This window comes from Streptomyces sp. NPDC050145 (assembly GCF_044460245.1).
Classification (GTDB): domain Bacteria; phylum Actinomycetota; class Actinomycetes; order Streptomycetales; family Streptomycetaceae; genus Streptomyces.
Genome location: NZ_JBITJS010000001.1, coordinates 629063 through 642170, shown reverse-complemented (window position 1 = coordinate 642170; position 13108 = coordinate 629063). Strand labels below are relative to the sequence as shown.

The 13108-nt window shown below is 70.7% G+C and carries 13 protein-coding genes and 1 pseudogene; 8 read left to right on the top strand and 6 right to left on the bottom strand.

The window, feature by feature from the left end:
* The first annotated feature begins 338 nt into the window (after nt 1-338).
* Entirely contained in the window at nt 339-818 is a 480-nt protein-coding gene (locus tag ACIBTU_RS03195; protein ID WP_399124149.1) for an enoyl-CoA hydratase/isomerase family protein, read from the top strand.
* A 107-nt stretch (nt 819-925) separates the two neighbouring features.
* Here ACIBTU_RS03195 and ACIBTU_RS03190 read toward each other — a convergent pair whose 3' ends face one another.
* The gene (locus tag ACIBTU_RS03190; protein WP_399124148.1) at nt 926-1543 is read right to left on the bottom strand and encodes a CGNR zinc finger domain-containing protein; all 618 of its coding nucleotides are present in this window, start codon (nt 1541-1543) and stop codon (nt 926-928) included.
* Nucleotides 1544-1629: 86 nt separating this feature from the next.
* On the opposite strand from ACIBTU_RS03190, the gene ACIBTU_RS03185 reads away from it, so the two are divergent.
* From ACIBTU_RS03185 to ACIBTU_RS03175, 3 genes are all read left to right on the top strand, one after another.
* A complete protein-coding gene (locus ACIBTU_RS03185) occupies nt 1630-2406 on the top strand; it encodes an MBL fold metallo-hydrolase (protein ID WP_399124147.1) in 777 nt (258 codons plus the stop codon).
* Between the two features lie 105 nt (nt 2407-2511).
* Nucleotides 2512-3597 (top strand): LLM class flavin-dependent oxidoreductase, encoded by a 1086-nt coding sequence (locus tag ACIBTU_RS03180; protein WP_399124146.1) that lies wholly within the window; start codon nt 2512-2514, stop codon nt 3595-3597.
* A 70-nt stretch (nt 3598-3667) separates the two neighbouring features.
* Entirely contained in the window at nt 3668-3988 is a 321-nt protein-coding gene (locus ACIBTU_RS03175; RefSeq protein ID WP_399124145.1) for an NADPH-dependent FMN reductase, read from the top strand.
* Nucleotides 3989-4828: 840 nt separating this feature from the next.
* Here ACIBTU_RS03175 and ACIBTU_RS03170 read toward each other — a convergent pair.
* The 3 genes from ACIBTU_RS03170 to ACIBTU_RS03160 form a co-directional block, all read right to left on the bottom strand.
* The gene (locus ACIBTU_RS03170) at nt 4829-5293 is read right to left on the bottom strand and encodes a hypothetical protein (protein ID WP_399124144.1); all 465 of its coding nucleotides are present in this window, start codon (nt 5291-5293) and stop codon (nt 4829-4831) included.
* Between the two features lie 68 nt (nt 5294-5361).
* Nucleotides 5362-5511 (bottom strand): hypothetical protein, encoded by a 150-nt coding sequence (locus ACIBTU_RS03165; protein WP_399124143.1) that lies wholly within the window; start codon nt 5509-5511, stop codon nt 5362-5364.
* A gap of 187 nt (nt 5512-5698) precedes the next feature.
* Nucleotides 5699-7258: a serine/threonine-protein kinase gene (locus ACIBTU_RS03160; RefSeq protein ID WP_399124142.1), complete on the bottom strand. Its 1560-nt coding sequence runs from the start codon at nt 7256-7258 to the stop codon at nt 5699-5701.
* A 300-nt stretch (nt 7259-7558) separates the two neighbouring features.
* Here ACIBTU_RS03160 and ACIBTU_RS03155 point away from each other — a divergent pair.
* Nucleotides 7559-7753, top strand: a pseudogene (locus tag ACIBTU_RS03155) (histidine kinase dimerization/phospho-acceptor domain-containing protein); the annotation flags it as partial.
* Nucleotides 7754-8009: 256 nt separating this feature from the next.
* Here the strand turns inward: ACIBTU_RS03155 and ACIBTU_RS03150 are convergent.
* A complete protein-coding gene (locus ACIBTU_RS03150) occupies nt 8010-8963 on the bottom strand; it encodes an ArsR/SmtB family transcription factor (protein WP_399124141.1) in 954 nt (317 codons plus the stop codon).
* A gap of 390 nt (nt 8964-9353) precedes the next feature.
* Between ACIBTU_RS03150 and ACIBTU_RS03145 the strand changes: the two genes are divergently transcribed.
* A complete protein-coding gene (locus ACIBTU_RS03145; RefSeq protein ID WP_399124140.1) occupies nt 9354-9983 on the top strand; it encodes a hypothetical protein in 630 nt (209 codons plus the stop codon).
* A 157-nt stretch (nt 9984-10140) separates the two neighbouring features.
* Here ACIBTU_RS03145 and ACIBTU_RS03140 read toward each other — a convergent pair whose 3' ends face one another.
* Entirely contained in the window at nt 10141-11232 is a 1092-nt protein-coding gene (locus tag ACIBTU_RS03140; protein ID WP_399124139.1) for a DUF5937 family protein, read from the bottom strand.
* Between the two features lie 145 nt (nt 11233-11377).
* Here ACIBTU_RS03140 and ACIBTU_RS03135 point away from each other — a divergent pair, with 145 nt between their 5' ends.
* Together ACIBTU_RS03135 and ACIBTU_RS03130 are read left to right on the top strand one after the other, a co-directional pair.
* Nucleotides 11378-11959 (top strand): YbaK/EbsC family protein, encoded by a 582-nt coding sequence (locus ACIBTU_RS03135; RefSeq protein WP_399124138.1) that lies wholly within the window; start codon nt 11378-11380, stop codon nt 11957-11959.
* Nucleotides 11953-12588 (top strand): LysE family translocator, encoded by a 636-nt coding sequence (locus tag ACIBTU_RS03130; protein ID WP_399124137.1) that lies wholly within the window; start codon nt 11953-11955, stop codon nt 12586-12588. Before ACIBTU_RS03135 ends, ACIBTU_RS03130 begins: the two co-directional genes overlap by 7 nt.
* Nucleotides 12589-13108 lie beyond the last annotated feature (520 nt).

Here is a 13108-nt window from a genome sequence, read left to right as displayed (position 1 = left end):
ATCGAATCGACAGGAAGTGGGGCGGGCGGCTGTCGGGAACATTCACCGACGGGGAGACAGGTCCACGCGTCACCGCAGGGCCGTCCAGTCGGTGCGCAGCGGTTGGAATGAGGTGGTGCGATGGGTTTGCTGAAGCGGTGGGCGGCCGGTCAGCGCCGATACCTCGCGGGTGTTCAGACACCCGCCACCGCCGCAGAACCCCGCGTGTCCGCGCCAGATGTCATCGCCCATTCGCACAGGGACGGGGCCGGACTGCTCGACGCTCACTCTCACGGTCAATCGGCCACGACGGAAGAACGCCACGGACCGAGAGGCCTGGCAGTTGCCGCATTCCACCCTTGCCCTCACAGCCGTGGACGATCGGGTGCACCCTGGCACTCGGATGCGACCTGGTCGTCGCCTCCACGACCGCCCGCTTCTCGCAGATCTTCGCCCCGCGAGGACCGTCCCTGGACTTCGGAGTTTCCTGGGTGCCGCCGCGGGCCGTCGGCCTCCAGCAGGCGAAGCGTCTGGCCTTCGTCGCCGACATGATCGACGCGCGGGAGGCGCTCGAACTGGGACTCGCGACCTGGGTCAAGGAGCCGCACGAGATCGACGCGTTCGTGGACGCCCTCACGTGGCGGCTCGCCGCGGCGGCGCCGGTTGCGTTGACTCAGTCGGAAGCACTGCTGAACCAGGCCGGCAGCACGACGTTCCACGAGGCCCCCGAAACAGCGGCCCGCGCCCAGGTGATCGACTCCGCCATGGCGCGTCGGCCGCGGTACATCGACACTCGGTCGAGAACCAGTGATGGGCCCTTCGTCGATCGTGGGAAATGACCGGATCGAGAGCGAGGCGTGCCGCCCATGCCGGGGGCTCGAGGATGTGCGAGACCGCGCCCCGGCACGGGTCCGGTGAACCGGCGGCGGAGTAGGGGTGGCCGGACTCAGCCGGCGGTGTTCTGCGTGCGGCGGGCGTAGGCGCGGGCGGCGCGGGCTCGGTCGCCGCAGCGGACCGAGCACCAGTGGCGGCGCCCGGCGCGGAGCAGGTAGCGGTTGCAGGGTGCGGAGGGGCAGGCCGTCAGGCGTTCGGCGTCAGGTCCGGTGAGCAGGTCGGCGGCGTCGGCGGCGAGGATGCCGAGGGCCTGGTCGACGATCTGGTCGATGGGGTGCGGGGCGGTGCGGTGCATGCCGCGGACCGAGTCCCAGCCGAGCGGGGAGGCGGTGGGGACCCGTGTGAGGGCGTCGTTGACGGCTGCCAGCGCAGTGGTGGGAGCCGGATGCCCGCCGACCTGGGCGGCGATCAAGGCGCGTACCTGCTCGCGCAGGGAGCGCAGACGTGCCGCGCAGACCTCCTGCAGGCCGGCGCCCGCGGGAGCCAGGTTGTGGTCGACCAGCCACTGGTTGGCGCCGGAGGGCGTGCCCAACGCATCGAGGAACTGGCCGCCCGGTAGGGCGATGGCGCTGTTGGCGAGGTCAAGCGCGCGGTAGTGCTCAGCGCCCGGTGCCGGCGGCAGCCCCGGGCCGACAGAGTCAACGGTGGTGGCGGTATCGATCTCACTCACACATCTCACGCTACAGCTTGCCTCCATCCGTGACAAACGCCTATGGTCACGGATGTAAGTCAATCTATCCGTGAGGTGATTTCGTCATGGCAGCAACCGGTGCGTCCAGCGAGCAGGTCCCCATCCGTGTCTTCGGCGGTCCGACCGCCCTCATCGAGTACGACGGGCTGCGCTTCCTGACCGACCCGACCTTCGACGCCCCCGGCACCTACCCCTCCGGCCTCGCCAAGACCGCGCCCGCCTCCGCCGCACCCACCGATCTGGGCCGTATCGACGTGGTGCTTCTGTCGCACGACGAGCACGACGACAACCTCGATGCCACGGGCCGGACCCTGCTCGCCGATATCCCCCTGACACTGACCACGCCCAGTGGCGCGGGCCGACTGGGCGGCACCGCACGCACTCTGAAGGACTGGGAGTCCATCGAGCTCGACCGCCCCGGTGGCGGCACGGTCACCGTCACCGGCGTCCCGGCCCTGCACGGTCCCGGAGCACGCGCGGACCTCGAACCCGTAGTCGGCGAGGTCGTCGGTTTCGTCCTGAGCGGTGACGGCCTGCCCACTGTCTACGTCAGCGGCGACAACGCCCAGCTCTCCCTGGTCCGTGAGATCGCCGACCGTTTGGGCCCGGTGGACACCGCTGTACTGTTCGCAGGCGCGGTCCGCACTCCCGTCCTGGACCGTGCGCTGCTCACGCTCGACAGCGCTCAGGCCGCCGAAGCCGCCCGCATCCTGGACGCCCGCCGCGTCGTGCCGGTCCACTACGACAGCTGGGCCCACTTCACCGAGGGCCGCGACGAGCTCGTCGCCGCCTTCACGGACGCCGGTCTCGCCGACCGCGTCGACTTCGGCGTCCGAGGCTGACCCCACGTACGCCACACACGGCCGGGCGCCGGCCGACACAGACACTCCGCTGCTGTCGCCCGGCACCCGGCCTCATCCGCCGCACCACCGAAGGACCGCACCACCATGACCGACCCGATGCGCGGCACCCGCCACGGCTCCGCCCCCGCCCCCCTGTCCGTACTGGACTCCGCCATGACCGGCACCGGCCAGTCCGCCGCGGAGGCGCTGGCCGGCAGTATCGAACTCGCCCGGCTCGCCGACCGGCGCGGCTTCACCCGCTATTGGATGAACGAGCACCACGCCATGCCCGGCGTCTCGACCTCGAGCCCGCCGGTCCTGCTGGCCCGGCTCACCGCGGAGACCAGCAGGCTGCGGCTCGGAGCGGGCGGAATCATGCTCCCCAACCACCCGCCGCTGGTCGTCGCCGAACAGTTCGGCATGCTGAGCGCCCTCGCCCCCGGACGCATCGACCTGGGCCTGGGCCGCGCCCCGGGCACCGACCACACCACGGCCGCAGCCCTGCGCCGCGGCGCGAGCGACGCCAAGGACTTCCCCCAGCAGGTGGCCGAGCTGCTGCACTTCCTCGGCGACGACTTCCCCACCGAACACCCCTACGCCGACCGGGTGTACGCCGTCCCGGGCCCCGCCCAGGACCGGCTCAACGGCGTCACCCCGCCAACCGGCCGCCTGCCGGTGTGGCTGCTCGGCTCCTCCGGCTACTCCGCGCAGCTCGCCGCCCGGCTCGGCCTGCCGTTCGCCTTCGCCGCACACTTCAACCCGCGCGACGTCGTGGCCGCCCTGCGGCTGTACCGCGAGCAGTTCACTCCGTCCGAGAGCCTGGCCGAGCCGTACACGCTGGTCAGCTTCACCGTCATGGCATCCGACAACGAGCGTGAGGCCCGCAGCCAGGCCGGCACCCTCGCGCACGCCATGCTCCGCATGTTCCAGCGCAAGTCCTACCTCATGCCGTCCCCCGAGGAAGTGGACGCCTACGCCTACGACGCCCAGGAACGCCAAGCCGTCGACAGCTGGCTGGACCACATCCCGCACGGCACTCCCGAACAGGTCACCGCCCACCTGAACCAGGTGCAGAGGGATTCCGGCGCCGACGAGCTGATGATCGGCAGCGTCGGCCACTCCGTCCAGGCCCGGTTGCGCTCCACCGAGCTGATCGCCGATGCCTACGGCATGCCCGACCACTCACACTGACACGGGACGGGCGGCCTGACGCCGCCCACCGCTCTGCAGCGCCCATCCCCCTGCAGTTCCAGGAGCTCCCGTGGCCACCGTCCTCGCCCTGTCCGGCAGTCCCTCCCGTACCTCTCGTACCGCTCTGCCGGCCGAGCACACCGCCGCGGGCCTGCGGAGCCGCGGTCACCGCTCCCACGTACTCGCCCTGCCCGACTTGCCCGCGGCACCGCTGCTCTGCGCGGACACCCACGACACCTCGCTCGCCCGCGCCGTGAACCTGGTCGCCGAGGCCGGCGCCCTCGTCGTGGCCAGGCCCATGCGCAGGGACTCGTTCCATGCCTTGCTGTGGTCGGCATTCCGGTCGTCGACACAGCCTCGGGCGTCTCCAGCGGCCCAGAGAAGGAAGTAGTTCCACAAGACCGTTGACACCAATGCAGATGCAGCGCGCCACCGAATCGTCCAATGCCGGGGAAGCGCTGCCACGCAACGCCGTTGCAAGCATGTGGAAGGAAGCCTCCACGTAGGTGCCGGGACGCCGCCGGCGCACACCACGTGCACCAGAAAGCGCCGCGCCGGATGGCGCCCCGGACCCGGCCACCGAATCTGCCACAACGGCTCAGGCGGGGCAGGCAACGACGCGCAAAGAGATCCCCCACGCTGGTCCTGCCAGCCATCAGTGTCCGGTGCGGGGTTCCTCCCCGGGCCCGGTGCGTTGGCACCTGGGCAGCAACGCCGGACGCCCCACATCGCCGGGCACCCCGCCTCCCTCATCGGAGGCCGCCTCATCTCGGCCGAGCGACCTGCCTCCGATCCTGCCGTGGTGGGGCGCACCGCCGAGGGTGACCTCACGCTGCGCAGACGAAGTGGCCGCCAGTGGGGAGTTGAAGTGGCCGTGGTGGGGAGAAGTGGCGACGAGTGCGGAAATCCAACTGGCCGCTGACATCGACCTGCGGGTAGGGGAAGAACTGCCAGGTCCCGCAGAAGGTCGGTGGACCGGCGGCCTTGTCGACCGCCAGGCCACCGCGGTGGAGCCGACTGACCTGCGCCGCGCCTGTTGACCACCTTCCAGATCATCTGAGGCGGCAGCGTGAGCTGAAGGGTGCGGGCATTCCCACACCTCTCGGTGGGTGCCCCGCAGGTGTGAATGCCGGTCAACTCCTGCTGACGCCGGGTGTCATGGCGCACGCCACTGTCGTTGGTGGAGCATGGACGACTCAGGCAGCACCACGCACGCCCGCCTCTGCGGCACCTACTGGCTCGACTCCCCAAGCCTCCATACCCGGTGCGCGTGCCGGAGCGGGACCGGGCGAGCGGGTGCGGGAAAATCGGTCCGGCCGGTGATGGTGGCCCTGGCGTGTGCCGCAATCCTGGCAAGCCTCATCGTCGTGGTGAGCGGATGAGCCAGGACGGCCGATGCAGTCGGGCCCGCGAGCGCGGTATCGGACCTCACCGCAGCCTGGCAGGCCGCGAGGACCCCAGGGGCGGGCGGTGCAACAACTGTCGTGGTCGTGGTTGTGTGCGGCCCGCGCCAGAACATGAATCGGCGGACCGCGCTCTTGGAGCTGCTGCCTTCTCGAGGTTTCGAGTCGGTGCCGTGGATCACGTTGAGGACCTGCCAGGCGATCCTGGTGAGACCGAACCCTTCCAGCAAGTCGTTCATGTAGCGGGGTGAGGGCTTTGTCGGTGCGGTGAGCCAGTAGCCGATGGGCTTCATGAAGGTGCTCCTTCAGCGGTGAGGCTGGGTACTTGTGCGGCATCAGCCGGTCAAGGACGCAGGTGAGGTCACTGATGCGCGGGCGCGGAGGCCAGGAGCGCAGTCCAGTCCTGGCCAGCGGCCCAGTCGGTGAAGCTGTGCCAGCTGACTGCGGGGTAGTCAGGGCGCAGCCGGGCGACGTCGACATCGAGGCCCGTGGTGGCGAAGTACCCTGTCATTGCGCTTTCGTCAGCCTGCCGAGCGCGGGCCGCCCCCGCCCCGCCCCGCCACACCGGCCCTCCCGCCCCGGGCTTGGCGAGCACCAGCAGGGTCGCGGTCGCCACCGTGATCCGGTTGGTCAGGCCCCGCACGTGGGACTCCGGCCCGTCCTCCCACGGCTCGTCGAGGGCGAGGCCGTCGAGGCCGCTATGAGATCGGCTTGCGTATAGCGTCGCGTATCTTGCGGGTCTCCGCCGCTGCCAGTTCGAGCGAGTCGGCCGCTGGGGTGAACTCGATGGCGACAGCGGTGCTGTCGTCGCCCCAACCGCACACGGTTGCCGCGTCCACCGTCGTGCAGCGGAAATCGACGTCCGAGCCAGGAACACTGATCGTCTTGGGCTGCTCGATGACATTTTCGCTGCCTGTTACGGTCATGGCTTCCATCAGGCTGTCGCGCATGCCCTCCGGATATTTGAATCGACCGGAGTCGCCATACACCGACATCGTTTCGAACCCCGGCGCCTTATCGGTGCCGACATAGTCGACGGAGTGGTGCAGCACGTCTTTCTGTCGCCAGTCGTCCGGTTGCGGGTCCGTGAAGTTGTCGCGCTCGTAGTCGCGCTCGTATGCACCCCCCACCATCGTGTTGGGTGTGACGAGCTCGTGCGTGGCCTTGGGAAAGGCTGCGTCCGAAAAGCCGTAGACGACGTAGCCCCCGCCGCCGATCACGATCAGGGCCCCGACCGCACCGAAGACACGCAGCCCGGTGCGCTTCCTCCGCGGCAACACGGTCTTCGCTGCCTCACCCCAGGTCCGCTGCTGCAGGAAGACAGGCGGGACATCGGCCCGAGGGGCGGCGGCCGCCGTCGCGGCACCGGCAATCTGCCCGGCGCCCGGTGCGGGAGCGGCCCCGCAGGCCGGCGTCGGCACGAGTGGCGGAACGGGGGCGGGCAGCGTCGGCGGGTGTCCGGCCATGCTCGGCGCCGGCTCCAGAGCGAAGAGATCCAACAGTGCGCTGGAAGTGGGCCTTTGAGCCGGGTCTTTGGCCAAACAGGCGGCAATCACCGAGCACATGCCCTGGGGCACGGCGGACAGGTCCGGTGGCTCGTGCACCGCTCGGTACATCAGCCCCATCGGGGTGCCCTCCCCGAACGCGTGGCCACCAGCCGCGGCGACCAGCACCGCGCCAAGAGCGAACACATCGGCGGCACCGCTGACTTCGAGCCCCTGAGCCTGCTCGGGAGCCAGAAATCCAGGGGTACCGAAGGCTGCGCCGGTGGAGGTCAGCCGGGTCGACTCCAAGGCGCGGGCGATGCCGAAGTCGAGCACGCGTGGGCCGTCGTCGGCCATGACAATATTGCCCGGCTTGAGGTCACGGTGAATCAGGCCGCAACGGTGGATGGCCTGGAGCGCCTCGGCCAATGCCGCGCCGAGCTGCCGCAGTCGGGCCTCGTCCATCGGGCCGTGTTCGGTGAGCAGACTCGACAGCGTCGGCCCCGCGATGTAGGCGGTCGCCAGCCAGGGAGCCGCCGCGTCCGGGTCGGCGTCGACCACCTGCGCGGTGTGGAACCCTCCGACCCTGCGAGCGGCCTCGACCTCCGCGCGGAACCGGGCACGGAATTGCGGATCGGCGGCCAGCTCGGGGCGAGCCACCTTGACGGCCACGGTACGTCCGCCCCGGGACCGTGCCAGATACACCGTCCCCATGCCGCCCGCTCCCAGCTCACGCTCCACGGCGTAATCGCCGATACGCTCCGGCAGTTCCACGCTGTCCGCTCCCCACCCACGCATCGCACGCCCCCGTTGGAATGCTCCGGGTCAGTATGTCGGACCCTTCCGTTCCACGTCACCCGTGGCCTCCTACCGGCCCGGCCCCACGGCCCCGCTCCGGGACCGACACTGCATCCGTCCCGTCCCGTCCCGTGCCGGAACGGCTGGTTACGACCGAAAGCGGACGAGACACCAACCACCTCCGCAGGCAGGGCACCGAGGCCCGACTCCTGGGACCTGCCTCTCAGCCGATCGGCCCGGGCCGGGACCAGGGGATCGATCCGCCAGCACACGGAGCGCGACGAACTCGAGAAGTCCGTCGGCGCATAGCGCCGCCTGGTCACCGACGCCTCACACGAACTGCACACCCCACTGACCGCTCTGCGCACCAACGCCGAGCTGCGCACCAAGAGTTCCCGCCTGAGCGACGCCCAGCGCGAACGCGCGGCAACCGCACTCAGCCGCCAGATGCGCGAGGTGACGCTCCTGGTCACGACCTCATCATCCCGATCCCAATGCGCTCGCCATCGAGCCAGGGCTGGGAACAATGTGTGCTGCGACAGCGACGACGAGGCCGCCTTCTGGCAGGCACCCGCAGACGCCGACGTCTACGTGAGCAGCTACCTCGGCGTGGAAGCCAAGGGCGTTGACGTAGCCTCCCTGGCGGCCGCCCAGCCCGGGTTGATCATGCCCGAATACACCTGCTTGTCCGCGGACGCGACCACCAATCGGCTTGCCCGAGGCGGCACTAGCCTCGGCTCGGGAGACCGGATCGGCGGTTGACGTCGAGTGCCGTCGGGCCGTCGGTGCAGATCGCGGGCGGCGACTGCGCGGCACGGGACGCGTGCTCCTGCACCGAGGATGTGGTGAGTGCCGCCCCGAGGGCGGTCCTCGCATAGCGGACGACGCGGCCTCGGCGGGAGCGGTCGACCAGTCCAGCCCGCAGCAGAATGCCGAGGTGGTACGACACGGTCGCGTTGCTCCAGCCGGTTCTCCGGCTCAACTCGACCGTGGACGCGGGCACGTCGAGCGTGGTCAGCAGCGCGGCCCTGGTCACGCCCACGAGTCCCGCCAAGGCCGATTCCGCCGCGCCCGCCGGACGCTCCCCGAGGACGCCCATGCCGCGCGCCCGGTAGATGAGCATCGGCGGGTGGGGACGTTCGGCAGCGAACAGCACCGGGCCGACGTGCGTCGTGGCCGGCACGAAGACCACTCCCTCGTCAGCCCAGTCGATGATCCCGGAGTAGGTGCGCTCCAGTACGAGCTCGGTGCCGGTCCACTCCATCCGCTCACCGAGATCGTCGAGCACAGCCGCCGCACCGTGCGCGGCCATCCTGTCGGCACGGTTGCTGATGTCGGCGTTGGCGATCGCTCGGACCCGCGGCCAGTCCGGTGCCAGTACGGACTCGAAGAGGGCTGCCATCGCCGTGGCGGCAACGGCCGCCACGGCGGCACCGCCTTCGCGTACCAGCGTCTCGAGTACAGGGGGCATCGGTCGTCGCCAGCGCTCATAAGCCGCCTCGCTCGGATGCAGCGCGAGGACGTCGGGCCACATGCGTCGGCCGCGGATCGCGATGTCGAGCTGGTAGTCGACCTCCTCGCCCGGGGTCGCCGCGATACGGGCGGCCACCTCCCCCATCGACTCGCCCTGGCGCGGCACAGGTGTCAGGAAGTCCGGGGCATAGCTGTGATCGGCGGGCACCAGAGCCTCCAGCAGCGCCAGTTGCGCCGGCGGGAGCGTCTGCCGCGCAAGGGCGTACCACTGTCGTGCGTGAGCGGCCGGATGCCGGCCGCGGTGCCGTAGCAGGCCAAGAACCTCAACGGCCGCGGACGTGGCAAAACGTGACCTGCTCCAAGCCCGTGCGTCCAGCTGCACCCTCATCGCCATGCCGTGAGTGTCGCATCGCCGCCCGGGCCGGCCGATGGATTCGAAGGGTCTCGAATGCATGGAAGTCACCGCAGCCCCCAGCGGATGGTTATCCGCGACCGTGTCACCACGACCAAGGGAGGCGCTTTGAGCTCCGATCGAACACCTGTGAAATCCGACCGCAACCGGTCTTCCGCCGCCGTCAGTCGACGCGGCATCGTGCGCATGGGCACCGCCCTCGGCACGATGGGGCTCCTGGCCGCCACCACCCCGGCGTCGGCGTCGGCGTCGGTCGCTGCGGACAGCGATCCTGCGCTGCGCAAGCCGATCCTGGTCGGCGCCAACCCCGGCCTCCAGCTCTTCGACGCGTCAGGATCGTGCACGGCCTACCTCTCCACCTGGCAGGTGGACTGGTCCACGCACGGCGCGGGGAACGCCCTCGTGCTCTGGCGGCCGGACGGGGTGCGGGTCGTCGGGGAGGACCCGCACCTCGCGCTCTGGCTGGCCGATCACTTCGTCCGCCATTTCCCTGAACTCGACGGCCTGCCCTGGCCCGCCCCCCGCTTCCACCGGTCCGCGGTCCAGGTCCGGCTCGACCTCGCATCCGGGCTGCAGGCCCGCGGCGGAGGCATCGACGTGCACATGGCCGAGGTCCTCGACCGGCGCGCCTTCGCCACCGACCATTTCCCACTGGCCGGCGTGGAACACAGCCTGAGCCTGGTGAACGGCCCGTGCGGACAAGCCCGAGCACGCGTCGACGGCCGTGACCAGCCCGGCAAGATCCGCCGGGGAGGAACTCCGGAACGCCCGTCGTCATCGGCGTTCCTCGCCGCCGCCGAGGTGTGGCGCGCCTGACCCGGGGGCCACAGCCCGGTCGTCGCGCTGCGGTCGCGGTCGGCGTGTCAGGCGGCGCCACCGCTGTCGGTGAAGTCGACGACGCCGAAGGCGGGTGGCGGACATCGAACGACCGTGGCAGGCCGCAGCTGAAGGTCGGTGGCGTTCGTGCATCGATTCAGGCATCGGGCCTGAGGGTGAGCTCGGTGAGGGCGGTGGCGATCTGGTCGAGTCGGGCGGGGTCGAGACTGTAGAGGACGTAGTAGCCCTCGCGTCGGGTCTCGGTGAGCCCTGCCTGGGCGAGTTGGTGGAGGTGACGGGACGTCACGGAGGGAGACAGGCCGAGGAGGGTGGCAAGTTCCTGGGTGCTGCGGCTGTGGGCGGCGAGGTGCCTGATGATCTGCAGTCGCGGGGCGGCGGCCAGGGCTCGTAGTGCCGTGAGGGTGTCCTCCTGGCTGGAGGGCCGGGTGGCCGAAGCGGGCACTAGGGGCAGAGCGGGGTAGGTGATCCGCAGGGGCCAGGGGGTGTCGCAGGTGACACGGACGTGAGGCCAGACGTAGTGGCTGGCGGTGAACGTGACCGGACACTCGCGCGTGACGGCGATGTCATGGTGGTGCGGGCGGTCGAGGCGGAGTGTCCGCCTGGCGGGGTCGATGCGGATCTGAGGGACCAGGGTGCGGAGCATCGGAAACACGCCCTGGTGGGCGATGCGGGATCCCGCCCGAGCGATCGACTCGTACAGGGAGGGCTCGATGCGCTTCCACTCGTCGACGAAGGCGACGTTCCAGTACTCCTCCAGGGTGGTGAGCGCGTGCTCCAGGACGGCGTGGGGGTCGGCGAGGACGCGGCTGAGCCGTGCCGCGCGGGCGGCATCGGACTGCTGGAGCTCAGCCAGGGCCGCGTCGCGGACGGCGGGGTCTGCGACGAGGTCGTGTCCGCTGTACCGAGTGGTGTCGACGAGGGTCTGGGCGAGTTCGGCGGCCAGCAGGGCGGGCGGCAGGGCACGAACGGCGGCGAGCTGGTCCTCGAAGGTGGCGTCGTGACCGCCGGCTCGGCTTTCGAAGAAGGCCGGGATGTAGTCGGCGACGACGAAGTCGTGCTCGCGCATCCCGCGGCGCAGAGCGGCGGGGAGCCGACGGCATCGCCGCACCCAGGGCACGTGCAGGGCGTGGTGTCCGGGGTCGGTCAGCACGTGCCAGGAATGAACGGCTTCGAGCAGCGGTGAGACGGAGAAGGCGACGTCCTCCTCGGCGGATTCTGTGAAGCGCATCGTGATCACGATTGCAGGATTTCACAATCAGTTGATCAGATCTGGCCGCTTCGAGCAGGCTCGGGGCAGACCGCACCGGCTTCCCGGAGGTCGCCCCCCCCTTTCGCCCCCGTTCTTCCGCTGAGCTGAAAGCAGCAGGTCCTCCATGCCCACGTACGAACCATCCTGGCGAGCCGTGCTGGACGCGGACGGCTGCGCGTACACCGTCCACGAACACGCCGCCGCGCACAGCGTCGCCGAGCGCCAGGCGCTGCCCTTCCCCTGGGCACAGGCCGTCAAGACTCTGGCCTTCACCACCCCGGGCACCCCGCTCCTGCTCGTGGCCCTGCGGGCAGAGGACCGGGTGGACTTCGCCGGTCTCGCGGCCGCCGCCGGCACCAGCCGCTCTCGGTTGCGCACGGCGGACCCCGACCTGCTGGCCACGGAGGGCCTGGAACCGGGTGGCATCCCGCCGGTGAGCCACCGCCCAGGAGTGCCGTGCCTGATCGACACCGCGGTCGCCGAACCGGCTCGGCCCGTCTACTGCGGCGCGGGATCCGCCGACCGCACCCTCCAAGATCGACTCCGCCGTCCTGGCACGCCTCCCGCGCGCCCAGGTGGCATCCGTGTCCCGATAGCCGATCCGGCGGTCCCGGGCTCCTCCGGGCTCGCCCACGTAGAGCAAGCACACGCCGCTCCGCCCCCAGGGGCCGCGCGCCAGAGACCAGAAAGCTGTGGCCCATGGTGACCACCGGAAGCCTCCTCGCGTTCGCCGCGATGTCCCTCGTCGTGATCGCGATCCCCGGCCCGAGCGTCCTGTTCGTCGTCGGCCGCGCCCTCGCCCACGGCCGGCGCACCGCACTCGCCACCGTCCTCGGCAACCTCCTCGGCTGCTACGCCCTCGTCCTCGCCGTCGCCCTCGGCGTAGGCGCCCTCGTCCAGAGCTCGGCCGCCGTGTTCACCGTCGTGAAGCTGGCCGGCGCCGCCTACCTCCTCCACCTCGGCGTCCAGGCCTTCCGCCACCGCGACCGCCTGCGCACCGACCTGGCGGCTCAGACAGGCGAGCGGCGCAGCGATCTGCGTACCGTCCTGGACGGACTGCTCGTCGGTGCCACCAATCCCAAGGGCTTGGTCTTCTTCGCCGCGGTCCTCCCCCAGTTCGTCGACCGCGACGCCGGGCACATCCCGCTGCAGATGATGGTCCTCGGCCTGATCCCGGCCGGCATCGGACTGATCTGCGACACCGCTTGGGGTCTGGCCGCGTCGGCCGCCCGAAACTGGCTCGCAGGCTCGGACCGCCGCCTCTCGATGATCGGCGGCGCAGGCGGCATCGCCCTGATCGGCCTCGGATTCACCGTCGCCACCACTCGCCAGTGACCACCTCCGGCATCACGCCGGGCCGACCCGGCATCTCCGCGCCGGGTCGGCCCGGCGGTCATCCCTGTCGTCGGTGGGCCGGATGCCCCAGACCTGACGCGGGAGAGCACTGGCCAGACAGACGATGCCCGCAGGCGCAGGGCGGGAAGAGGACTGAGCGTGCCGGCTGCATCTGCTTCGCCAGCTCGTTGCCTTCCGGGGGCTTTCCTACCTCGTCGACCTGCCCGCCGCGCGCAGAGGATTCACCACCGGCCACGCCGGTTCGGCCGGCCGCGGCTGGAACGCCGTCGCCCCGAGCTTCGCCGAGATGTTTGCGCCGCAGGCATGGGTGCCATCTCCGCCGAGGCTCGCGAACGGCTGAGTCGGCGGGCAGGTATCCGGCGGCAACGGCGTCGCGGTGGCCGCCACCCTCGACCGCCGCTCGTCCGGTGCAGGGTGTACGCGGAGCCGGGTCTCGTGACGACCGACAGTGCCGACCGTACCTGCGGACTGACGCTCGGCGAGGCGACGGCCGTTGTTT

Coding starts and splice junctions, on each gene's coding strand:
- ACIBTU_RS03185 (WP_399124147.1), top strand. CDS start 1,630: ATGGCAGCAACCGGTGCGTCCAGCGAGCAGGTCCCCATCCGTGTCTTC.
- ACIBTU_RS03180 (WP_399124146.1), top strand. CDS start 2,512: ATGACCGACCCGATGCGCGGCACCCGCCACGGCTCCGCCCCCGCCCCC.
- ACIBTU_RS03170 (WP_399124144.1), bottom strand. CDS start 5,293: ATGAAGCCCATCGGCTACTGGCTCACCGCACCGACAAAGCCCTCACCC.
- ACIBTU_RS03165 (WP_399124143.1), bottom strand. CDS start 5,511: ATGACAGGGTACTTCGCCACCACGGGCCTCGATGTCGACGTCGCCCGG.
- ACIBTU_RS03145 (WP_399124140.1), top strand. CDS start 9,354: ATGGGCACCGCCCTCGGCACGATGGGGCTCCTGGCCGCCACCACCCCG.
- ACIBTU_RS03140 (WP_399124139.1), bottom strand. CDS start 11,232: ATGCGCTTCACAGAATCCGCCGAGGAGGACGTCGCCTTCTCCGTCTCA.
- ACIBTU_RS03135 (WP_399124138.1), top strand. CDS start 11,378: ATGCCCACGTACGAACCATCCTGGCGAGCCGTGCTGGACGCGGACGGC.
- ACIBTU_RS03130 (WP_399124137.1), top strand. CDS start 11,953: ATGGTGACCACCGGAAGCCTCCTCGCGTTCGCCGCGATGTCCCTCGTC.